This window comes from Lactobacillus sp. W8093 (genome assembly GCF_016100925.1).
GTDB lineage: Bacteria > Bacillota > Bacilli > Lactobacillales > Lactobacillaceae > Lactobacillus > Lactobacillus helsingborgensis.
In genome coordinates this window covers 55,660-78,487 of record NZ_JACFRL010000011.1, presented here as the reverse complement: position 1 = coordinate 78,487, position 22,828 = coordinate 55,660, and the positions used below count along the sequence as shown (strand labels likewise).

The window sequence follows — 22,828 nt, the reverse complement described above, 5'->3', positions numbered from 1 at the left end:
CACATTTTTGCGAAAACATTGTTCAGTTTTCAAGGTACTACCTGCTGTCTTCTTTAAAACAGCTTTTTCATTTTGCCAGATTCAATTGCTTTTGTCAAGCACTTTTTTCTGACTTGTTTTCGCCGTCTTACCTGACAGCGTTTATTATCTTACTAAACCTGTTGCTTTTTGTCAACTGGTTTTGCTCGATTTTTTTGTCGCCCCTTGGCTCCTCTTGCCTTGCGGCTCATTGCCCGACGACAGTTATTAATACTAGCAAGTATTTCTCCTTTTTGCAAGTCTTTTTTGTAATTTCTTAAAGTGACTTACTTCTTTTTTCATGATAAAGTTGTCATATCAAGGTTTAGAGGGGAGTTTTTAAAATAAAAAAATTTGATTTAGCAATTATAGGAGCAGGTCCGGTTGGATTATTCTGCGCCAATTTTGCTCATCTTCATGGGTTAAATACAGTAATTTTTGAATCACTGAGTGAAGTAGGAGGTCAGCCAAAATTACTTTATCCTTTTAAACAAATATTGGATATACCAGCTTACAGTTCTATTTCAGCCCAAGAATTAATTACTAATCTGCAAAAAGATGCTGAACATAACGCAAAGTTTATCCTAAATCACCGCGTTGAATCTATTAAAGAAAGTAATAAAGAATTTGTAATTGATAATAGCTTTATTGTTAAAAGCATTATTATTGCGACAGGCACTGGATTTTTCAGCCCGAAAAAATTCCCATTGAAAGTAGATAATGAGAGCGAAAAAAAGATTTACTACTATGTTAAAGAACCGCAAACTTTTGCTCATCAGCAAATAGGAGTTTTTGGCGGCGGCGATTCAGCGCTTGACTGGGCCATTGAATTAGCAAACCAGCCAGGTACAAAAATAAAGCTAATACATAGAAGAAAAGTATTTCGCGGCTTAGAATCAAGCGTCAAAAAACTACAAAATTTAAAAAATGTTGAAATAAAGACGCCATATCTTCCCAAATCAATTGAACTTAGCGATAATCAACTTAATATTGGTTTGAAAGAAATGGGAAGTAACGACATAATTTCTGCAAAATTTGATCAAATTGTCGTTGCTTACGGTTTCCGGGCTAATAACCAATTTGTTAAAAAGTGGGGTGTCAATCTGACTAACAACCATATAGAAGTGTCACGCACAATGGAAACTAATATTCCTGGTATTTATGCGGTTGGTGATGTAGTCACTTATCCTGAACGGGTGCCGCTTATTGGATTAGGATTTGGTGAGGCACAGATTGCAGTCGCTGCTATTATGCGCACACTCTTTCCAGAAAAGACCTTAACGATACATTCAACCAGCATTTAAGGAGATGTTTATGACAATAATCAATTTTATTCTGCACATTGATCACCATTTAATAGAAATAGTTAATCAATTCGGGAACTGGACATACTTGATTATCTTTGCCATTATTTTTATTGAAACTGGACTAGTTATCTTCCCCTTTTTACCGGGGGATTCTCTCATCTTTGCCGCCAGTTCATTAGCTGTGAACCCTAAATACAATTTAAATATTTGGTGGATTTACTTTGCCGTACTGACGGCTGCCGTGTTGGGCGATGCCTGTAATTATGAAATTGGCGCATGGTCTGTTAGACAAGGGTCTAAGCATAATTGGTTTAACAAACTGATTAATCAAAAAAATAGAGCGGCTGCCGAAAATTTCTTTAACCGGCACGGTCCGATCACAATTGTAATCGGCAGATTTATCCCTTTTATTAGGACTTTTGTTCCCTTCATATCTGGCGGCAGCAGCATGCATTACGGCAAATTTGCGCTCTATAATGTAGTTGGCGGAATTATTTGGGGTGGATTATTTACTGTGTTAGGTGCCTTTTTTGGTAACATCCCATTTGTAAAAAATCATTTTTCAATGTTGCTAATCGCAATTATTTTGATTTCTGTCTTGCCAATTTTGATAGTCGCCTTAAAAAAACGTATAACAAACAAAAAGGAGTTCCACTAAGAACTCCTTTTTTATCTTTGCAGCAACTTATTTGCAAAATATAATTCGTAAGAAATGCCTGCAATAGCAAAACATGAGGCAAAAAAGCCTTCAGTAAGGACATTAATAATCGGATCGGTTGCAGGGTCAAATAACCAGGTATTACTACCAGCAAAAAACAAATGATGAAAAGTAATGAAAAAGTTGTCAAAGTTAGCCAAAGCAAAAGGCAAGACAACTACTGGCATTAATAAAAATAATAGGGCCCAAATTTTATCCAAGCGCAATATTTTTTTGTTATGATGCTTGCTCCAAAAATAAATTACTATGCAACAGATAAAAGCAACAATTGCTAAAACAAATAATTTTTTGACATCGGCAAAATGTTGCGCTGCCATTCTTGAAGTTGGCAGATTCTGCATTTTTAATTTGTGCTTAAACGGCCAAGTCAAATACCACAACAGTTGGTTATAATTATGCATCACCTGACTGACCGACAAATTTACTGTTTTGTTAGTCTTTTGCACTAAAACAAAGACAAATAATAAGGGCCAGCTCGCAACCAACGTGACCACAACACTACTTGAAACAGCAAAAATAAAATGATAAATGATAGTTAATATATTACTTTTTTTGCTCATATTTCAACCTGATCCAAACTATTAGTCAAAATAGTAGGTTGTCTTTTCCCTTCAATATCCGCTGCTTTAGTTATTCCGGTAGTAACCAGCAATTGATCAACGTTACTGTTAAACCCAGCTTTAATATCAGTATCATAATTGTCACCAACTATCAGTGCATCACTCTTAGCACAGCCGTATTTGGCTAAAACCATGTCAATAATTACAGAAGAAGGCTTACCAATATAAAAAGGCTCTTGTCCACTTGAAGCCGCAATCATAGCGCACTGTGACCCATTACCGGGCATCAAGCCTTTCTCACTTGGCAAATTAAGATCAGCGTTAGTACCAATGAAAGTTGCACCATTTCTAATAGCAGAAACGGCCACCTGAATTTTATGATACGTTAAGTCGGTATCCATCCCTACCACCACATATTCAGGGCTAGTTTCATTAAGTTCAAATGCAGGATTTTGGATAAACTCCTGCCAGAGGCCAATCTGACCAATTAAGTAAACACCAATTTTATTTGTCTGCTTTTTTTGGCATTTTAAAATGTAACTTATGGTAGCCATACATGGTGTATAAATATGAGCAGTATCTGTTGCAACACCATGAGTTTTTAGCTTATCCACTACCATTTGTGGTGTTCGCGTGGTGTTATTTGTCAAAAAAAGATAGTCTTTATGCGCTTCTTCTAAGCGCTTAATAAAACGAACTCCTGAGGCAATAGTTTCCTTACCGCGATAAATTGTGCCATCAAGATCAATTAAAAATAGACGGTAATTCTTCACTATTTGCTACTCTTTCTTTTTTTAATTACAAAAGAATGACGACTGCCATGTTCTTTTCTAACAGGTGCAGTTTCAGGCTTTTTTATGTGACTTTGCCGAACGCGATAACGTTTAACTGCTTTACTGGAATTTTTCCGGCGCAAACTTTGTCCGCGATTTTTATATGAATTAGGACGCTTTTTACGTTTACTATTATGATAATGATGCACGGGGCTCAAAAGTTGCAAGATAAAATATGGTCCACCAGGATTGCAGTACTCTAATAAATAGTCAGCAATGGTCTGTTTTTTACGGTCTAGGGCTGTTGGCACATTATCTTGATAAAAGCCCTTCAACCTTAAATGCCCACTGGAAACATCACCAACAATAAAATCGTATTGATCCAAATATGGATCATACTTGCGTCGCAGTTGCTCAATATCCAAAGCTGCTGCTTTATTGACAACTACTTGGTAAAGTTGCTTATTGATTTTTAATTGTTCTTTATCCCAAGCTACAGCGGCTAAGGGATGACGCAAGGGTTGTTCCTGCTCAAATTTATTTTCTTTTTGTTTATTAGTGCTACTTTGCTCTACCATTTGCTTCACTTCCTTGCAGTGGATATTTTTGTGCTAAATACTTACCAATTACCTCGCGTAAAAATTGCGGAAAAAGAAAATCATTATCGCCCACAATTGCTAAAGTAGGGAAAAACGGCACTAAAACATAATGGTCTAAAACGGCAATTTGATATTCTTGATAAGGATCAACCTCTTTACCATTTACAAAAACCACCCTACTCATAGGGTCAAATTTAATTCCCTTATAGTGCATTTGCCCAAAGATTTTTCCCCGAAAACTCATTCCCTGTAATGGAAAATGATCTAAAAAGTGCCGGTTTTTTTCTATTTCCATAATTAAACGCCAAAGATCACTCCCCTTTAATGTCGATCGAACAACGTGCATTGAATGTGGCAGTGCTTTTTGCAAGTCATATTTAGTTAAAACACCCTTTTTAAAAGGTGTTAAGAACAAGCCCGAACTTAACATAGCCAAATCGGTTCCGGCAAAATTTGCAATTGCGTTCATGGAAACTTGAATAGCTGCTTCTTTATCATCATTAAATTTTTCAGGCAAATCAGCGACAAGCTCGCGGCTCAAAATTTCTTTACCCTTTTGCCTGTAGTTTAAAATCGTCTCTTCATCGGCTAAATGCGATTTCATCAAACTTGTCGGCTCAACATGCGGGGTTATTTTTTTAACATGATGGTTGTCATCAATTTCCACATAGGTATTACCAACATAATTGCCCCATTTACCCGTTTGCGTTATCCAGACATCTTTGACTTTTTTACCATGTGGCAATAAGTCGTGACTGTGACCCCCAACAATCAAATCAATTTCAGGATAGTTTTTGGCTAAAAAAGTATCCATATTTAAACCAATGTGAGTTATTAAAATTAAAACATCATATTGATTTTTAATCTGGGGTAAAACTTCGTCCATAGTTTCTTTTAGCATTTTAACGTGCCAGTGATTAGGTTCATAAGAAAGAGGATAAGCTGCGGTTAAACCAATTAGCGCGATACGCGTCTTCTTTTTTGTAGTTAATATCTTATATTGCACCGCCCAGTGCGGCATTGAACCATCTTCTTCACGCAAGTTAGCCAGAATAACCGGGAAATTAGCATGATCAAACAATTTTTCGACTACTTCATGTGAATTAGAGATGCCTTCATTATTACCGATAGTAATCGCATCGTAATGAAAACTATTCATTAATCTGATATTAGCTTGACCATAAGTGGCATCGGTTAATGGCTGGGAGCGATCCATAAAATCCCCTGCATCAAAAGTAAAAACCTGGTCGACGGACTTATCTTTTTGTGCTTCTCTTAAGTAGCGACCAATTTTAGGAAAATGTTCGAAATGAGAATGTAAATCATTAGTATGTAAGATGCGGATTTTTTCCATTTTTTCTCTATCCTATTTGATTCGATTTTAATACCATATTATAGGCGTCTAAAATTTTGCCTTTTGGCTTCTGCCATTCAACCCAGTCGGGATTTTTCCAATCATCTTCATTTGTCAAAGTTTCAAGTTTATAAGTCTTATTAATATATTCTTCATAGGTAATCAGAGCTTTAGTACGCGGAATATTTAATTGTAAGATACGTACGCTTTTAATCTTTCCCCGGTCAGCAGCCAGCTCGGCGATGCCATTTTGATCAATATTAGATATTTCAAAATACTTGCTGCCATCATTACGCACAATTTCTTCAATTAAATCCAATTCTTCATATTGTTCATTCATTAATATTCCCCGCATAAATTAAATCTGTGACATATAGCAAAAAATGTGCAACCATGCTATTGTAGTAAACAACAGAGGTGTACACATGAAATATCAAAGCCATATTATTACGGCTCTCATTTTTAGCATCATATTCATAACAACTTGTGGTTTCACTGTCGTTGGACACCGGGGAGATCCCAGTAAATATCCTGAAGAAACCATTCAAAGTGACAACTCTGCTTTTAATTCAGGAGCCGATTATGTCGAACTTGACCTTCATCTTTCTGCAGACGGTGAGTTAGTTATTTCACATGACGACGACTTATTTCGAGTGACCCATACACATGCAATTGTATCACAAAATAACTGGGAGGCACTTAGCCAACTTACCTATGATAATGGCGAACATGTGCTGAGTTTACCACAGTTATTTGAATACTATCAAAAACGACCTAATACTAAATTTATTTTGGAAACCAAAATTGATCATTCGTTAGAGCCGTCTTATGAATTAGAAGACAAAATCGCGGCTACAATCAAAAAATACCATATGGAAAAAAGAGTTATGATCCACTCTTTTTCTGCAGCCAGCTTATTTCATTTTCGCAAAATCATCCCTGACGCATATTTAATACTAATCGTTGGCAGTTTGAAACGAATGAATTTCAGCAATTTGCCTCAAGTAAATGCAGTCAATGTTTCTTCTGATTTGATTTTAAACCATGCTTGGCTGATCCACTGGCTGCATCAATTAAATAAACAAGTCTTTGTGTGGACTGAAATGGATGAATCCCCTGATTTATGGCAGTGGCTGATTAATAAAAACGTTGATGGGGTTGTTACCAATTTTCCCAGTACCGGCTTTAAGTATAAGTTAGCTAAAGAAGGCACCAAAAAATACGATATTCACCGCAATGGTATCTATTTTGGTAAAAAGAAAACTAAAACAATGATGAACCCGTATGTGCAGGACAAACAAAATAAATATGTCTATCCCGGCCAAAAGTTTGAGGTAATGTACGGTGTCAGAGCACATAATCAGCTTTACTATCAAATTGCCAATCAAACATTTATTTCGGCAGAGTTTGTTAATATGGATCTAAGACCGGAGGAGATTGCACCTTATCAAAATAAGCAAATTTTGGCTAAGCCGGAAAAAAATGTCCGAATCTATCGTTACCCGGATAATCAAGCTAAGACCGAAAAATTTATGCCCATCAATACTCTTTATAAAATTCAGAATTTTAATGGCAGCCCTAAAAGTATGTGGCTTTATACCTCTTTAGGTTGGATCAAGGCCCGTGATATTCTTTTCTATGGCTTTTTCGGCGAAACAAACTGGCAGAACTACCGGCAATTACCACGCATGAGCCGTTACTCCAATATTGCTTTAACAGCATACTTGCCGCTGCAATCCGGCAAAACACTAAATATTCTGCAACAGATAAAAAAGGTGCAGAAAATAACAAGCAAAAAAGTGCTGCATGGCTAACATGCGGCACTTTTTACGTGACTAAATTATCTTATTCATTTGTAGTACTCTGCTTTTTCAATATTTCATAAGGCAGCTCAATTTGTTTTTCCGGTACTTCTTCGTTATTCATCAGTTTAGTTAACATTCTCATGGCAACTGCACCAATATCATAAAGCGGCTGACGAACGGCAGTTAATGCCGGACGCACAACCGAAGCAATTTGTGTAGCACTTGCTGTAATTATTTCTAGGTCAGCAGGTACTTTTTTACCGGCGTCAATAGCAGAATTGAGTAAGCCTACCGCAGCAACATCGCGTGTTACGATCACACCGTCAATGCCATCCTGTTCTAATTGTGACAATAAATTATAGCCATCAGAGTGATCCTTAATATTAGAATAAATATGACCTTCGCCCAAATTATGATCTTTCATGAACTTTTTATAAGCAGGTATTCTTTCTTGGGCATTGACTACCGTGTCTGGGTTGCCTATAACTAGCGCCAAGTTCTTCCTACCGTCATTATAAAGCAGGTTCAGAGCTTCTGTATCTGCTTTTTTGTAATCTATGGCAACTGATGGAAATTCACTATGACTGTCTTTGGTTCCAGCCAAAACAACCGGAGTATCAGTCCGTTTAAATGCAGCAACTGCTTCCTCAGGCAAACTGTCAGACATGTAAATTACACCATCTACTTGTTTATTAAGTAAACCTTGAATCGCTTGATCTTCTCTCATTAAGCGATTTTCAATACTGGTAATAATAATATTGTACTTGTATAACAGAGCTATATCGTCAATACCTTTTGACAATTCGGCAAAATAAAGGTTGGTCAAATCAGGTACAATTAACCCCACTGTGGTCGTTCTTTTAGATGCAAGACCCTGTGCCACAGCATTTGGCTGATAATGCAGCCTGTTAATTACTTTCATCACCCGCTCACGTGTGTCTTTACGCACGTTAGTATTGCCATTAACCACTCGTGAAACTGTGGCCATTGAGACTTTAGCCTCACGAGCAACATCATAAATTGTAATTTCTTGTTTACGCATTCTTTTTTTGTTCCCCCATTTTACAATTACTAGTATAAAATTTATCATGATTTTGCAAAAAGTGCAAACGTTTACAGCTATTCTTTCATTTTTTCAAGACAAGAACATGATATACTTGCATTAACTATACATTTTGAATAGAAGGAAGAAGCTATGAATTTAACCAAATTACAAGAATGGCTGCAAAGTTCCGATAACGATGTTGCCTATATCTCTAATCCAACTACAATTGCTTACTTTACCGGATATGACATGGAACCACATGAGCGGATTTTCGCTCTTTTAGCGTTCAAAGATCAAGATCCTTTCGTTTTTGTTCCTGCATTAAACGTTGAAGAAGCCAAAAATTCAGCCTGGAATGGCGATGTGTACGGCTATCTTGATTCAGAAAATCCCTGGGAGATTATCGCTGACAAGGTAAAAGGCAGAACTAAGGACTACCAAAAATGGGCTCTTGAGAAAAACAATTTGTCTGTTTCTCATTATCAACTCATTCACGCACAATTTCCTGATGCTAATTTTGACGGTGACGTTTCTAATTTTGTTGCAAAAATTCGTCTCTACAAAACTCCAGAAGAAATAAAGCAATTACAAGCTGCTGGACGTGAAGCCGATTTTGCATTTCAAATTGGTTTTGATGCGATTAAAGCAGGTGTAACAGAAAGATACATCGCTGGACAAATTGAGTACCAACTTAAGGTTCAAAAAGGAGTTATGCACGAAAGTTTTGAAACAATTGTGCAAGCCGGGGCAAACGCTGCTAATCCTCATTTAGGTCCTACTATGAACAAAGTTAAGCCTAACGAACTGGTATTGTTCGATCTGGGCACTATGCATAACGGTTATGCTTCTGATTCCAGTAGAACAGTTGCCTATGGTGAACCATCAGCCAAAGAAAAAGAAATCTATGAAATTGATCGCGAAGCCCAACAAGCTGCAATTGATGCTGTTAGACCAGGAATGACTGCTTCAGAACTTGACAGTGTTGCACGTGACATTATTACTAAAGCTGGTTATGGTGAGTACTTTATTCACCGTCTGGGTCACGGAATTGGCAAAGAAGTGCATGAATACCCGTCAATCGTTCAAGGCAACGATTTAATTATTGAGGAAGGCATGTGTTTCTCAATCGAACCAGGAATTTATATTCCAAATGTAGCAGGTGTTAGAATCGAAGATTGTGGTGTTGTCACTAAAAACGGCTATGAACCATTTACTCATACCAGTAAAGAACTAAAAATTTTGCCTTTGTAAAACAGCAATTTTGTTACAAAAAAATGGCACTAACAGAAATATCAATCTGCTAGTGCCATTTTAATAAATAATTGTTTATGGTCTGTCAAATGGATCTGCTGGTGCGTCAGCTGAGTCTTCCGGTCTTTCAGACTTTGGAGGTTCGGGATGATTTAAATTATCTGGAGCTTCAGCATGATGTAAGTCTTCTGCTACATCTTTATTCTTTAAATCTTCATCCTTCGAATTATCAATGACGATATCATCAAAATCCTTTAATTCTGAATCATCCTCAACATTCTTAGGGAATGAAGCCAGTTGATTTTTCACAACTTCAGTACCATTATCATATTTTTTCTTTAAGTCTTGAACGGTTTCATTGTTCTTAACTTTTTTCTTTAATTCATCAATTTGGTCATCACTAACTAAAAATGAACCGGCAAGAAATCCTGCCGCACTTCCGACAATTGTTCCCAAAACAAAACTTGCAAACTTTTTCATAAAAGTAACTCCTTTTACTTAATCTTCACCTTTACGCCGCTTATGCCGTGCAAACACTGATGCTAAAGCAGATGACATCAACCCGTTACGCTTCCAATGAAAATTATTGAAACGCTTTGCCATCTTTCTGGTAGATGTGTTGACATCTGAAACGCTTTCGCCTAAATCAGCTGCTGCCTGTACAACAGGATCAATAGTTTTCATTTTAACATTAACATCTGCTAGCAAGACATTAGTTTTATCAAGCAAATCACTAGTCTGATGAAGTAAATCATTAACATCCCCAGTAACCTGTTGAATTGACTCGTTAGCACTCTGGATCGTTTTTTCTGCTTCTCTAGTCGCTTTCGCGGCACGTATAAGCACTGGAATTGTGAAAAGTACTAAAATTAAAAATGCAATGGCAGCTATTAGTCCCGCTAATGCACCATAAGATAATCCCATCTTTTACCTCCAATTCTATACCTAAAAAAAGTCTAGCATGAAAATGCTTCAATCTCAATCTATATGTCATATTTTGTTATAGTTAATATGCATATACGGAAGGCAATTATTATGAATAAAATATTTCAAATAAACAAACGTGTTTTAAAATTCAATTGGGACAGATTGGGTGAACAAGCACTAACAATACTTTGGCAATTAGCCATTTCAACGTTGGTCTTTTACATAATTGACCGCATTGGTAAAAAAATCATCAATCATTATTTAAAGCATAGTAAAAGAAAACAAAACAAGAGAACACAAACAGTTACTGCATTAATTAACAGTATTTTTGAATACACTGTGATTTTCTTTTATTTATTTGCAGTCTTATCAATTTTGGGCATTCCCATTGGCACACTGCTTGCCAGTGCTGGTATTTTTTCTTTAGCTTTAGGCATGGGAGCTCAAGGATTTGTGAGTGACCTAGTCAACGGATTCTTCATCTTAAGCGAAGATCAATTCGACGTTGGTGACATCGTCTCAATTAATGATCAAACCGGGGTAGTAGTTCAGTTGGGCTTAAGAACTACCAGACTTAAAGGTTCAGACGGTTCTATCATTTATATCCCCAACCGCAATATTTCTATTGTACAAAATTTGGCTCATGGTGGTATTGGACTGGATATTAATATTCAGCTTAAGGCCAATAACGATTTTGCCCAAGTTCATGATTTAATTAATCAAATAAATAATGAATTGAGTACCAATATTAAAGTTTTAGTCCAGGAGCCTAAAATAGTAGGCATTACAGCGCAAACGGCGCAAACAGTCAACTATGTTGTCCACTTTCAAGTTAAACCCGGTCACGAAAAAGAAGTACAAGATGAATACTTAACACAATATTTGAAAATTTTGCAAAAAAATCAAATTCACCTGGCAGAATAAAATAAAAAAACTGATAAGAAATTTTATCAGTTTTTGTTTTATTCAAATTGTTCAAGCCAAGCAGGTAATTTTTGCAGCAATTGGGAAATTGCTCTACCGCGATGGGATAAACTGTTTTTTTCCGCTGTCGTCATTTCCGCAAAAGTTTTTTGCTTTTCAGGCACAAAGAATAGTGGATCATAGCCAAAACCATCTTCACCTTGTGGAGCTGGTAAAATCAAACCAGCACATTGACCTGAAACAACCAAATCTTGGTCAAAATGACCCGGTTTTGATACGACAATTGTGGTATTAAATTTGGCAGTCCGCTGTTTTAACGGCACACCGCCAAGCTCTGCCAGTAGTTTAGCATTATTCTTATGATCATTATGTTCAATTCCTGCATAGCGGGCAGAATGAACTCCAGGAGCCCCATCAAGCGCATCAACCATTAAGCCGGAATCATCAGCTATCGTCAGCATTTGACTATAATCCGCTAATTCGTGCGCCTTTAATTTGGCATTTTGCTCAAAAGTGGTGCCATATTCTTCCACCACTGGTGGTCTATCCAAATCAGCATTGGTTTTAATCGTGGCAGTAATACCAGCATTCTTAAAAGCTGCACGCAGTTCTGTCACTTTTCCCTTGTTAGTAGTCGCAAATAAGATTTCCATTATTTAGATCCTTTCTCTAAAGTTGCTGAGCCTGAAACTGCTGGTCATTCAATACCAAACGGCCAAGTTCGTCAAACAGTGCCACATTTCCCGTTGTGAAGTATTCGTGTTTACCTGCTGCTGTGTTAGCAGAGAACAGCTGGTCTCTTTTCATAACGTTATACGTGTACTGAGCAACTTGGTCTGCCGGATCAATTATTTGAACATCAGGTTTCAAGCACTGGACAAATTCTTTTTGAATAATTGGGTAATGAGTACAACCCAAGATTAAGGTATCAAAGTCCAAATTACTAATCGGTGCCAAAGTCTTTTTAAGCTCGGTCATATAGGCTTTATGACCCGCATCAGCTTCAATTAAAGGCACAATTTTAGGAGCAGCTAGTTCAATAGTCTCTATTTGCGGATCACGTGTTTGGATTTCCTTTTGGTAAGCATGTGAACCGACTGTCATTTTTGTAGCCACTACAGCAACCTTTTTATTTTTGGTAGTATTTGCTGCTGCCAGTGCACCCGATTGGATTACGCCAATTATTTGGGGCTGAATTTTCTTTTGAATAAAGTTCATGGCCACAGCAGTCGCTGTATTACATGCAAATATAATTAACTTCACGTTTTTACTTAATAAAAACTTAACACTTTGGGTCGTTAGGGCAATTATTTCTTCTTTTGTCTTGTCCCCATAAGGAATATGGGCATTATCACCAATAAAAACAGTCGATTCGTGAGGCATCTTGGCAATAATTTTTTTAACTACTGTCAACCCACCAACACCAGAATCCAGCAAGCCAATTGGTCGATTATCCATAATAAAAGTCTCCCTAAATAATTTATACTTCAATCAATTTTACGGTAAAATAAAAGAAAATAAAAGGGATGAATTTCTTTATGCAAGACAATAACCAACATGAACACGTATATTTTGTTAATCAACTATACCGCGACTTCTTATTACCTACTATTTTAGGCACAGATAATGATGCTATTCTTTATTGGGGTGGCAAGCGTATTGCCCGAAAATATGACTTATTGTCATTTGAAGATGTGGTTAGCTTTTTTAATACTGCCGAATTTGGCTTATTGGAAAAGACCAAAACCCATCGCAATGAAGAAGTTTTTAAATTAACAGGTCAAAGCGTCACGGATCGCATTAATAGTGGCAGTCAGGAGTTTTCCTTAGAAGCTGGAATAGTTGCCGAAGCAATACAAAAGGAAACCGGTCGCACAACCGAATGTGAAATAAAAATAGATGACCGCAAAAAAGAAGTAAAATTGCTGGCAAAATTTGATTAAATTCTCAAAAACAAATAATTTAGTTTTTTACCATTTTTGCAATATTATTAAAGTAGGAATGGAGGAAATAAGATGCTAAGAGAATTTAAAGAATTTATTGAACGCGGCAATGTTATTGATTTGGCCGTTGGTGTAATTATTGGTGGTGCTTTTACCAACATTGTTAATTCATTGGTAAACAATTTGATCAACCCACTTTTAGGTTTATTTATTGGAAAAATTGATCTCTCCAACTTGGTATTTAAAGCAGGTGGAGCCACCTTCAGGTACGGTGAATTTATCAATACAGTCATTAACTTTATAATTATTGCTTTTATTGTCTTTTTGCTAGTTAAAGCTGTCAATAAAGTAATGAGGCATAATGACCAAAAGCAACCAGCTGGTCCGTCTGCTGAAGATTACCTTAAAGAAATCCGCGACTTATTAAAAGAAAAAAGCAATTAAAAAAATTCCTGCATTTGCAGGAATTTTTTATTTAGTATATTGATCTAAAATCTGACTAAGTTTTGCCTTAGGGGTATAACCGGTAATACGGTCAACAATTTCACCATTCTTCTTGATCAACAAAGTAGGAATAGCCATGACCCCTAAAGAACTAGGTACTTCTTTATTTTGGTCAACATCCATCTTAGTAAACTTGACGTCTTGGCGCTCCTCAGCTAATTCATCAACTACTGGTGATTGCATTTTACATGGACCACACCAAGTTGCCCAAAAGTCTGTTAAAACGACACCGTCTTTTGTTTCTTCTTCAAAGTTCTGATCTGTAAGTTCATCAACCATGAAAAAACCTCCTTTAAGGAAAATATTTTTATCTATTGATATTTTCATTATAGCAAGTAGACTTACTTTTTACAAGTAAAGCAATTTACTGCAAATGAACTATGGTTGCACCATTGCCACCTTCATTTGCCGGGGCATAATTGTAGCTCTTAACGTGTTTACTTGTCTTTAAATATTGCCAGACACCTTTTCTAATGGCCCCTGTGCCAATACCATGAATAATTGTCACAACATCTAGTCCGGACAATAAGGCTGAATCAATGTAGCGGTCTAAGTTGGTCATTGCTTCATCATAACGCTGACCGCGCAAGTCAAGCTCGCTTCTAATATTGCTGCGCCTGCTGGCGCTGACAGCGCGCACCTTTGGTTTAGATTGTGACTTTTGCTGCGGGCCAATCTTTTCAATATCACGATCACTAACTTTAACCTTGATGATCCCCATCTGCACTTCGTATTCATGATCAGCTAATTTTTTGGTAATCGTGCCAGTCTGTCCGTAAGACAAGACCTTTACTTGATCACCCACGTTAACATGATGCCGTCTTTTTTCACGTTGTAACACCCGATTATGGGCCAGGTTTTCGTTTTGCCGTTCAAGCTGATTAAATTCACCTTTGGCTGCAATTATCTCGTTTTGCTTCACATTCCCCTTTTGCTGTTCAAGCTGCGCTATAATTTTATCAGCTTTTTTGCGACTTTTGGCTACTACTTCGTTTGCCCTTTCCTGCGCAAATTCCAACTGCTTTTGTACACGTTGATTATACCAATCAAGCGCCTGCTCAAGTTTTAATTCCAGTTTTTGTGCCCGATCAAGGCTGGTTGCTAAATGGTTATGCGCATCTGTTGCCGCTTTGGTTTGTTTGGTTAATTCAGTAATCATCTGATTAATATCAACATTTTGGTCACTCATTAGCCCTTGAGCTTTTTTAACGACATCTTCACGCATACCAAGTCTACGTGCAATTGCAAAAGCGTTACTATGACCTGGAATACCAATCTGTAAACGGTAGGTCGGAGACAAAGTTTTTAGGTCAAATTCCATTGATGCGTTGGTCGTTCTTTCACGGTTATAACCATATAATTTAAGTTCAGGATAGTGCGTGGTAACAATAATCTTGGCTTTTCGCTGGCGTAAAAAATCTAAAATACTGATTGCAAGGCTTGCACCTTCTTCTGGATCTGTTCCAGCACCTATTTCATCTATTAAGACCAGTGTTTCGGCGTCTACCTTTTTCATAATTTTAACAATACCGTTAATGTGTGAAGAAAAAGTACTTAATGACTGCTCAATAGATTGTTCATCCCCAATATCAGCACAAATATCCTTAAAAATACCTGCTTTACTGCCTTCTGCAGCCGGAATGAAAAGACCAGACTGTGCCATTAATTGCAAAATACCAACCGTCTTTAAGGTAATAGTCTTACCGCCAGTATTAGGCCCTGTGATTAAAATAGTATCAAAATCTTCGCCTAAGCGAATGTCATTTGCTACCACTGTTTTGGGATTAATCAAGGGATGTCGCGCCTGCAAAAACGACAAAGATTGATCACGAGTTAGTCTTGGTTCAGTTGCGCTCATACTTTGAGCCAATCTTGCTTTAGCCTGAATAAAATCTAATTTAACTAAGCCGGCAGCAATATTATCAATATTATCAACTTCAACGCGAGCTAGATCAGATAAATGATGCAGTATACGATTAATTTCTCTTCTTTCTTTTGCCAAGAGATTTTGCTGGCGGTTATTAAGGTTTAAAACAGCACTGGGCTCAATAAATAATGTTTGTCCACTAGCACTTTGGTCATGAACAACGCCGCCAAATTTATTACGATACTCTTGCTTAACCGGAATAACATAGCGTTCATCCCTAATAGTCACAATTTGTTCGGATAAATATTTGCTACTGCTGCCCTTGATGTAGCCATCCATTCTGTCTTTGATTTCTGCATCGTTACTTTTTAGTTCATGACGCAAATGAGACAACTCACTTGATGCAGCGTCAAGCACTTCTCCATCAAAATCAAGTGAACGGTTAAGCGTGGCATATAAAGACTGCGGTACTTCTAGTTGCGCTAATATTGGACTGATTACCGTTAAATCTAATTTTTCTTCATCAGTATTAGTAAAAAATTCGTTAATTTCATTTGCCAATGCTAAAACCAATAATAAATTACCTAATTCTTTAGCATTTAGGTTTGCTTTAATCCGTAAGCGCTTAGTACTAGGTCTGACATCAGTAAAATCTGTTAAAGGTAATTGCCCCTTAATCCGCAATATATCTGCACCTGCGAGTGTCTGTTTTAATGCCAGTTCAACTTGAGCAAAATCACTACTGGGAACAAGATTTATTGCTTTCATTTTCGCTGGTCTGGTTATAGCCAGCTGCTTTAATTGCTCAGTAATTTTTGCAAATTCTAAAGTTTTTAATATTTTATCATTCATTAGTTCTCTATTTATTATCTTGAATAAAAAAGGCTGGCTTGGCCAGTCTTTTTTTTATTCTCCACTTAAGCGATTATCGTCCAAAAATGTATTCAATACACCTTGAACCATGTTCCATTCATCATCTGCTTCAATCTCATGCAAGTCGCTACTGGTTACATCTCCTGCAGAATCTGCATCATAACTGAAGGCTAAAACTTCAATTTCATCTTCATCATCAGCAGCTGCTGGATACAGCAGTATGTATGATTTATCGTAGTCATCTGAATGAAATGTGAATAAAATTTCATATATTTCTTCGTTACCCTGATCATCGATCAAGGTAATTTGACGGTCATCGCCATTAATATCTTGTACCATATTAATCCTTTCGGTTTAGGTTTAGATCCAAATAGTTTTGCAGAATCAAAGCAGCAGCCATTTGGTCTACTACTTTTTTGCGTTGATGACGGTTATGCATGCCAGCTTCTTCAACTAAAACCCGTTCTGATTCAACTGTTGTTAAACGTTCATCGGAATAATAAACCGGCAAACCAAATTTTTGTTCTAAACGTTTACCGTAATTCTTACTCCTTAAAACAGAGTGTCCGGAAGACCCATCCATGTTTTTAGGTAGGCCTAAGACAAAGCCCTCTGGCTCATATTGACGCACAATTTTTTTAATTGCACGCATACCAAAATTATAACGCGTTTCATCAATAGGGATAGTTTCAAGCATTTGCGCAGTAATACCTAATTCATCACTGACCGCAACACCTACTGTCTTTGACCCAACATCTAAACCAACTAGTCGCATTATTTATCTTTTCCAAGATAATTTTTGACAAGCTCTTCAATAATTTCATCGCGTTCGTGCTTCAAAATTAAATTACGAGCATCATTATGCCGTGGAATATAAGCTGGATCGCCAGACAATAGGTAACCAACAATTTGGTTAACTGGATTATAACCTTTTTCTTCTAAAGCATTATAAACGTCCTGCAAAGTATCATGCACATTTTTGCCTTTATTTTCATTAAAGTCAAAATGCATCGTTTTATCTAGCGAACTCATAATCATTCCTCCTAGCATAATTTTACTTGAAAAATAGTACAAACTCAATCAATTAATTTTTTGATATCACTGTGATTACTGTCTGAATAGCCTTTTTAAGACCCTCAGGTTTTTTACCACCTGCTTGTGCCATATCAGGACGACCACCTCCGCCGCCACCAAAGATTGGCGCAACTTGCTTAATCAAGTCTCCTGCTTTAAGTCCCTTTGCTAGTGCCTTTTCTTTCAAGCTAATAATCATATTAGCCTTACCCGCGCTAGCACTTGCCAAGACAAGCACATCAGATTTATTACCGTTCTTCCAAGTATCAGCAAACTCACGCAAATCTTTCATACTGTTTGCATCAACCTCTTGCGCAATCACACTTAAATCTCCTGCTTGCTCTACATTATTAAAGATAGAGTTGGCTTTGTTTTGATTAATTTGCAAATTCAAATCTTCAACCAGCTTTTGACTATCATGCAAGTCTTTTTCAAGAGAATCGACTTTATCAATAATATCTTCAGGCTTAGTTGATTTTACTTCTGCCTGTATCTCATCTAACAGTTCTGATCTATTAGCCAGGTATTCATACGCCTTCTTAGAAACGACAGCTTCAATTCTTCTCATCCCCGCACCAATAGCTGATTCGGAAATAATCTTGAAAATACCGATTTGATTAGTATTAGCGCAATGCGTACCACCGCAAAATTCAATTGAAAAATCTGCCATTTGGACAACCCGGACTTTATCACCGTATTTGCCATCAAATAATGCTAGCGCACCCATTTTTCTACCATTTTCTGGATCTGTAATCGTTGTTTGAACTTCTATTGCAGCCCAGATTTTTTGATTTACCAGATTTTCAACCGATTTAATTTCCTTATCTGTCATTGGTTCAACAGCTGTAAAATCGAAACGCAGATAATCAGGTTCAACTAAACTGCCGGCTTGATGAGTATGCTCGCCTAAGACGCTTCTAAGTGCTGCATGTAATAAGTGGGTAGCAGTATGTGAATGGCGCAGACCCTCACGGCGAACCCGGTCGATTTTTAATGTGTATTCTTCACCCTTTTTCAACGGTAAAATCACATCAACAAAATGCATGTTCTGGTCATTTGGGGCATGTTGTACATCAGTTACCTGGGCTACAAGTTCTCCTTCTTGGTCATAAATATTGCCGTGATCGGCAACCTGTCCACCACGTTCACCATAAAATGGCGTTTTATCAAAAATCAAGACAGCATTGTCGCCATCAGCTTTATCAACTAATTGGTCATTGACTATAATATCAATTAATTTGGCATGTTTTTCTTCATAAACGCCATACTCAAATTCTGACTTGTCCTTTAAATTCATCAAGGTTGCATCTTGAGAGCTCATTGATTGCAGATTGCCCCGAGCTTTACGGGCACGTTCTTTTTGAGCAGCCATCTCAGCATCAAAACCTTTTTGATCAACTTTTAAGCCTGCATCCTGGGCAGTTTCAAAGGTAAGCTCGTATGGGAAACCGTAAGTATCAAATAATTTAAAGGCGTCTTTACCAGAGATGGTCTTATCATTTGAACTCTGCGCTTTGACAATTAAGTCATTTAGCAGAGACAAGCCGGATTCAAGTGTCAGTTGAAATCTTTCTTCTTCATTTTTAATTACCTTGGCAATAAAGTCTTTTTGATTAGTAACTTCTGGATAGTGACTCTCCATGATTTTACCGACTACTGGCACCAATTTGTAGAGAAAAGCACCTTTAATGCCCAACCTTTGACCATTTAAATCTGCCCTGCGAATTAAACGCCGCAAAACATAGCCCCGGCCTGTATTTGATGGCAAAGCACCATCAGCAATAGCGAAACTAACAGTACGAACGTGATCGGCAATAATCTTGAAAGCAGTAGTAGCGGCATTATTAGTGCCATATTTTTTGCCAGCTGCCATTTTTTCGGTTTCATGAATAATCGGCAAAAAGAGGTCAGTTTCAAAGTTAGTTGGTGCATCCTGCAAAATAGACAAAACACGCTCTAGGCCCATACCGGTATCAATATTCTTATGCGGCTGATCAACATACTTGCCATTTGCCAAGTGATTGTATTGTGAAAAGACGATATTCCAAATTTCCAAATAACGGGCATTTTCACCACCAGGGAAGTTTTCGGGATCATCTTCTGCCACGTCATTATTTTCTTGACCACGATCATAAAAAATCTCGGAGTCAGGACCGCAAGGACCTTCACCAATATCCCAGAAATTTTCTTCTAGCTTAACAATATGATCTTCGGGCATCCCAACTTCCAGCCAAATTTTGTAAGCTTCGGTATCTTTAGGATAAACCGTGCAATATAGCTTTTCCTGATCTAAATCAAGCCAGTCTGGGCTCGTCAAAAATTCCCAAGCCCAAGTAATTGCTTCTTTTTTGAAATAATCTCCAACTGAAAAGTTACCCAACATTTCAAAAAAGGTTTGGTGTCTGGCAGTTTTACCCACATTCTCAATATCATTGGTTCTAATGGACTTTTGTGAACTGGTAATCCGGTGATTCTTAGGGACTACAGAACCGTCAAAATATTTCTTCATGGTTGCTACACCAGAGTTTATCCACAGTAAAGTTGGGTCATCTTGTGGGATTAAAGATTGACTCGGCAATACCATGTGTCCGTGCTGCTTGAAGAAATCCAAAAACATTTGTCTAAATTCTGAACTTGTCAGTTTCTTCATCAAATATATCTCCCTTTTTGCCAAAATAAAAACACCGTTGCTTACTTTAAGGACGCCTTTAAACGCGGTACCACCTCAATTGCAACAGTGTTTGTTACCTCTTAATTATTTTTATTTGTTGAACTTTAAGGAGCATTTTTTAAGTAACAGTAAATCTTTTTCACCAGACGATTCTCTCTTTGAACTGCAAATCTTAAAAAACATATCTTAAGTTAACAGTAATTGTACTACTTGCATAGTTTTTGTCAATAACTGGACAATTTATACTAAGTTATGCACAAAATATCCACTTTCATATTAGCGGTAAAAATCATCAAAAACAGTTACCGGTAAATGCCGCTTATGCTCACTTTTGCGCCACAAAGCTTCGATCTTTTCTGCTGCCTCGTCTGCTACAGTCTGCCCTTCCAAATAATTATCAATATCGTGATAGCTGACACCTAAGGCTTTTTCATCAGGTAGACCCGGTTGTTCTTCTTCCAGATCTGCAGTTGGTGCTTTGTGATACAAATGCTCTGGGCAATTTAAAAACTTGAGCATCTGCTTGCCTTGTCTTTTATCCAAGCGGAAAAGTGGTGTTAAATCTGCTGCGCCGTCACCATATTTAGTGTAGAAGCCGCTAAAGTTTTCAGCTGCATGATCTGTCCCGACAACAGCACCGTTATTAGCTCCTGCAATAGCATACTGCACTACCATACGCTCACGGGCCTTAATATTACCTTTATTGAAATCCGTAATTTCTTGACCTGCTTCATGCAAACTGGTTACCAAAGCATCAACAGCAGGCTTGATATTGACGATTAAGTCTTGATCGGGCTTTTGAAAAGCTACTGCATCTGCTGCATCCTGTGCATCTGTCTGAACACCGTATGGTAAACGAACTGCAATAAATTGGTAGGAGTTATCGTCCGTTTCAGCGCGCATTTCTGCAATCGCCATCTGGCAAAGTTTACCAGCTAGAGTAGAATCTTGACCGCCCGATATTCCCAAAACATAAGTTTTCAAAAAAGAATTAGCTTTGAGATAATCTTTCAAAAAATCAATTGACCGTCTTACTTCTTCTTCAGGATCAATTTGGGGTAAAACATGTTCATAGGCAATGATTTTTTCTTGCAACGGTCTCATTGTGCACCAACTCCTTTGTTGATATTATTGCGAATATCTTGAATGATATTCATTTTACTGTCATATAAATCTTGGGATAAGTCAACTGGATATTCTTGCGGGTTCAGGCTGCGCTTATATTCTTCCCATAACCCGTCTAAATTAGCAGCACAGAACTTCTTAATATCAATTAATTTAGGTTGCTGATAAGTTAGTTTGCCATCAACAAAAATATCTTTTAAAAGAGGCTCAGCAGTATAATTAGTCACGACCTTGTTAATGTATGAATATTGTGGGTGAAACATGTACAATGAATCAAAATTGCGGGGATCTACGCCTACGCGCGCAATCCAGTCACCTTCATTTTTCTTTTCCGTATTAGCTGAAATCCGCCAAACCTGCTTTTTACCAGGTGTTGACACTTTCTCCACATTCGAAGAAATTTTTAATGTGTCACGCATACGATGTTGATCATCTTCAATTGAAACTAATTTATAAACAGCTCCTAGAGCAGGCTGATCATAAGCGGTAATGTACTTGGTACCAATACCCCAAACATCTATCTTAGCGCCCTGCATCTTTAAACTGGTAATTGTTGTTTCATCTAAATCATTAGAAGCGTAAATTTTAGCTTTAGTGTAACCAGCATTATCAAGTTCACGGCGAACCTGCTTTGAAATATAGGCCATGTCTCCTGAATCAATTCTTACGCCTTGGAAGTTTATCCGCTCTCCCATTTCATCAGCAACCCGAATTGCGTTGGGAACCCCACTTCTGACCGTATCGTAGGTATCAACCAAAAATACACAGTCCTTATGCGTTTCTGCATAAGCTTTAAATGCTTCGTATTCATTGCCAAAGGCTTCAACTAAAGAATGAGCATGAGTACCTGAAATTGGTATGCCAAACAGTTTACCGGCACGTACATTGCTTGTTGAGTCAAAGCCACCAATATATGCTGCTCTGGTGCCCCAAAGTGCGGCGTCTGTTTCTTGTGCGCGCCGTGTACCGAACTCCATCACACCGTCACCTTGAACAGCCAATTTAACACGCGCCGCCTTAGTAGCAAGTAAAGTCTGGTAGTTAATAATATTTAAAATAGCAGTTTCTACTAATTGACATTGCGCAAGCGGTCCTTCAACTTGCAATAATGGTTCATTGGCAAAAACAATTTCACCTTCCGGCATAGAACGAACTGTCAACTTCATTTTTAAATGACGCAAATAGTCAATGAAGTCATCATCGTAACCAACTTCTTCTTTTAAGTACTTCAAATCACTTTCTTTAAACTTTAAGTTCTTTAAGTACATAATCACATGTTCTAGACCTGCATAAACGGAATAGCCATTGCCAAATGGTTCTTGACGATAGTACGCTTCAAAAACAGCGTTACGCTCCGAAATTCCTTTTTTAAAGTAGGTATACATCATATTAATTTCATACAGGTCTGTATGAAGGGTTAACGAATCATCTTTATCCAATTCTTGGTAAAACATTCTGTCCTCTTAACTAATTTCACTAAATATTTTTGT

General features: G+C 37.4%; 25 protein-coding genes. 7 read left to right on the top strand and 18 right to left on the bottom strand.

Going from position 1 to position 22,828, the window contains the following annotated elements; translation table 11 throughout:
- Positions 1-362: 362 nt before the first annotated feature.
- Positions 363-1,322 carry an NAD(P)/FAD-dependent oxidoreductase gene (locus H3T47_RS08255; RefSeq protein WP_199283145.1) on the top strand — a complete coding sequence of 320 codons (960 nt, stop codon included), beginning with the start codon at positions 363-365 and terminating at the stop codon, positions 1,320-1,322.
- A 10-nt stretch (positions 1,323-1,332) separates the two neighbouring features.
- The gene (locus H3T47_RS08250) at positions 1,333-1,983 is read left to right on the top strand and encodes a VTT domain-containing protein (RefSeq protein WP_046326807.1); all 651 of its coding nucleotides are present in this window, start codon (positions 1,333-1,335) and stop codon (positions 1,981-1,983) included.
- An 11-nt stretch (positions 1,984-1,994) separates the two neighbouring features.
- Here H3T47_RS08250 and H3T47_RS08245 read toward each other — a convergent pair whose 3' ends face one another.
- From H3T47_RS08245 to H3T47_RS08225, 5 genes are read right to left on the bottom strand one after another with little or no spacing between them, the layout of a single operon-like run.
- On the bottom strand, positions 1,995-2,603 hold the full coding sequence (locus H3T47_RS08245; protein WP_046326806.1) for a TIGR01906 family membrane protein: 609 nt from the start codon (positions 2,601-2,603) through the stop codon (positions 1,995-1,997).
- Positions 2,600-3,376 carry a TIGR01457 family HAD-type hydrolase gene (locus H3T47_RS08240; protein WP_199283144.1) on the bottom strand — a complete coding sequence of 259 codons (777 nt, stop codon included), beginning with the start codon at positions 3,374-3,376 and terminating at the stop codon, positions 2,600-2,602. The genes H3T47_RS08245 and H3T47_RS08240 overlap by 4 nt, the downstream gene beginning before the upstream one ends.
- Positions 3,376-3,954 (bottom strand): YutD family protein, encoded by a 579-nt coding sequence (locus tag H3T47_RS08235; protein WP_199283143.1) that lies wholly within the window; start codon positions 3,952-3,954, stop codon positions 3,376-3,378. Before H3T47_RS08235 ends, H3T47_RS08240 begins: the two co-directional genes overlap by 1 nt.
- Entirely contained in the window at positions 3,938-5,329 is a 1,392-nt protein-coding gene (locus tag H3T47_RS08230; RefSeq protein WP_199283142.1) for a bifunctional UDP-sugar hydrolase/5'-nucleotidase, read from the bottom strand. The genes H3T47_RS08235 and H3T47_RS08230 overlap by 17 nt, the downstream gene beginning before the upstream one ends.
- Positions 5,330-5,336: 7 nt before the next feature.
- Positions 5,337-5,669, bottom strand: a complete 333-nt coding sequence (locus H3T47_RS08225; RefSeq protein WP_038521531.1) for a hypothetical protein — start codon at positions 5,667-5,669, stop codon at positions 5,337-5,339.
- 85 nt (positions 5,670-5,754) lie between these two features.
- On the opposite strand from H3T47_RS08225, the gene H3T47_RS08220 reads away from it, so the two are divergent.
- On the top strand, positions 5,755-7,143 hold the full coding sequence (locus H3T47_RS08220; RefSeq protein WP_199283141.1) for a glycerophosphodiester phosphodiesterase: 1,389 nt from the start codon (positions 5,755-5,757) through the stop codon (positions 7,141-7,143).
- A gap of 31 nt (positions 7,144-7,174) precedes the next feature.
- Here H3T47_RS08220 and H3T47_RS08215 read toward each other — a convergent pair whose 3' ends face one another.
- The gene (locus tag H3T47_RS08215) at positions 7,175-8,176 is read right to left on the bottom strand and encodes a substrate-binding domain-containing protein (RefSeq protein WP_187159950.1); all 1,002 of its coding nucleotides are present in this window, start codon (positions 8,174-8,176) and stop codon (positions 7,175-7,177) included.
- A gap of 153 nt (positions 8,177-8,329) precedes the next feature.
- Here H3T47_RS08215 and H3T47_RS08210 point away from each other — a divergent pair, with 153 nt between their 5' ends.
- Complete coding sequence (locus tag H3T47_RS08210) at positions 8,330-9,430, top strand: aminopeptidase P family protein (RefSeq protein WP_199283140.1); 1,101 nt, start codon at positions 8,330-8,332, stop codon at positions 9,428-9,430.
- A 75-nt stretch (positions 9,431-9,505) separates the two neighbouring features.
- Here the strand turns inward: H3T47_RS08210 and H3T47_RS08205 are convergent, their stop codons facing one another.
- Both H3T47_RS08205 and H3T47_RS08200 read right to left on the bottom strand, forming a co-directional pair.
- Positions 9,506-9,910, bottom strand: coding sequence for a DUF1269 domain-containing family protein (locus H3T47_RS08205; protein ID WP_233335886.1), 405 nt, complete (start codon positions 9,908-9,910; stop codon positions 9,506-9,508).
- Between the two features lie 18 nt (positions 9,911-9,928).
- Positions 9,929-10,354, bottom strand: coding sequence for a DUF948 domain-containing protein (locus tag H3T47_RS08200; RefSeq protein WP_046326798.1), 426 nt, complete (start codon positions 10,352-10,354; stop codon positions 9,929-9,931).
- A 111-nt stretch (positions 10,355-10,465) separates the two neighbouring features.
- Here H3T47_RS08200 and H3T47_RS08195 point away from each other — a divergent pair, with 111 nt between their 5' ends.
- Positions 10,466-11,281, top strand: coding sequence for a mechanosensitive ion channel family protein (locus tag H3T47_RS08195; RefSeq protein WP_046326797.1), 816 nt, complete (start codon positions 10,466-10,468; stop codon positions 11,279-11,281).
- Positions 11,282-11,319: 38 nt separating this feature from the next.
- Here H3T47_RS08195 and H3T47_RS08190 read toward each other — a convergent pair whose 3' ends face one another.
- Both H3T47_RS08190 and murI read right to left on the bottom strand, forming a co-directional pair.
- On the bottom strand, positions 11,320-11,934 hold the full coding sequence (locus H3T47_RS08190) for an XTP/dITP diphosphatase (protein WP_199283139.1): 615 nt from the start codon (positions 11,932-11,934) through the stop codon (positions 11,320-11,322).
- A gap of 16 nt (positions 11,935-11,950) precedes the next feature.
- Positions 11,951-12,739, bottom strand: a complete 789-nt coding sequence (gene murI / locus H3T47_RS08185) for a glutamate racemase (protein WP_199283138.1) — start codon at positions 12,737-12,739, stop codon at positions 11,951-11,953.
- 68 nt (positions 12,740-12,807) lie between these two features.
- Between murI and H3T47_RS08180 the strand changes: the two genes are divergently transcribed.
- The gene (locus H3T47_RS08180) at positions 12,808-13,224 is read left to right on the top strand and encodes a YslB family protein (RefSeq protein WP_109918083.1); all 417 of its coding nucleotides are present in this window, start codon (positions 12,808-12,810) and stop codon (positions 13,222-13,224) included.
- Positions 13,225-13,296: 72 nt separating this feature from the next.
- Complete coding sequence (gene mscL / locus H3T47_RS08175; RefSeq protein ID WP_038521509.1) at positions 13,297-13,668, top strand: large-conductance mechanosensitive channel protein MscL; 372 nt, start codon at positions 13,297-13,299, stop codon at positions 13,666-13,668.
- A 27-nt stretch (positions 13,669-13,695) separates the two neighbouring features.
- Here the strand turns inward: mscL and trxA are convergent, their stop codons facing one another.
- The 8 genes from trxA to H3T47_RS08135 form a co-directional block, all read right to left on the bottom strand.
- Positions 13,696-14,007 carry a thioredoxin gene (gene trxA, locus H3T47_RS08170; RefSeq protein ID WP_034980713.1) on the bottom strand — a complete coding sequence of 104 codons (312 nt, stop codon included), beginning with the start codon at positions 14,005-14,007 and terminating at the stop codon, positions 13,696-13,698.
- Positions 14,008-14,092: 85 nt separating this feature from the next.
- Entirely contained in the window at positions 14,093-16,447 is a 2,355-nt protein-coding gene (locus tag H3T47_RS08165) for an endonuclease MutS2 (RefSeq protein ID WP_199283137.1), read from the bottom strand.
- Positions 16,448-16,501: 54 nt separating this feature from the next.
- Positions 16,502-16,807 carry a DUF1292 domain-containing protein gene (locus H3T47_RS08160; protein ID WP_199283136.1) on the bottom strand — a complete coding sequence of 102 codons (306 nt, stop codon included), beginning with the start codon at positions 16,805-16,807 and terminating at the stop codon, positions 16,502-16,504.
- 1 nt (position 16,808) lies between these two features.
- Positions 16,809-17,243, bottom strand: a complete 435-nt coding sequence (gene ruvX, locus H3T47_RS08155) for a Holliday junction resolvase RuvX (protein WP_199283135.1) — start codon at positions 17,241-17,243, stop codon at positions 16,809-16,811.
- Positions 17,243-17,500, bottom strand: coding sequence for an IreB family regulatory phosphoprotein (locus H3T47_RS08150; RefSeq protein WP_038521496.1), 258 nt, complete (start codon positions 17,498-17,500; stop codon positions 17,243-17,245). The genes ruvX and H3T47_RS08150 overlap by 1 nt, the downstream gene beginning before the upstream one ends.
- A 52-nt stretch (positions 17,501-17,552) precedes the next feature.
- Entirely contained in the window at positions 17,553-20,192 is a 2,640-nt protein-coding gene (gene alaS, locus H3T47_RS08145) for an alanine--tRNA ligase (protein ID WP_199283134.1), read from the bottom strand.
- 297 nt (positions 20,193-20,489) lie between these two features.
- Complete coding sequence (nadE, locus tag H3T47_RS08140; protein ID WP_199283133.1) at positions 20,490-21,317, bottom strand: ammonia-dependent NAD(+) synthetase; 828 nt, start codon at positions 21,315-21,317, stop codon at positions 20,490-20,492.
- Positions 21,314-22,792, bottom strand: a complete 1,479-nt coding sequence (locus H3T47_RS08135) for a nicotinate phosphoribosyltransferase (RefSeq protein WP_046326792.1) — start codon at positions 22,790-22,792, stop codon at positions 21,314-21,316. The genes nadE and H3T47_RS08135 overlap by 4 nt, the downstream gene beginning before the upstream one ends.
- Between the last annotated feature and the right edge of the window lie 36 nt (positions 22,793-22,828).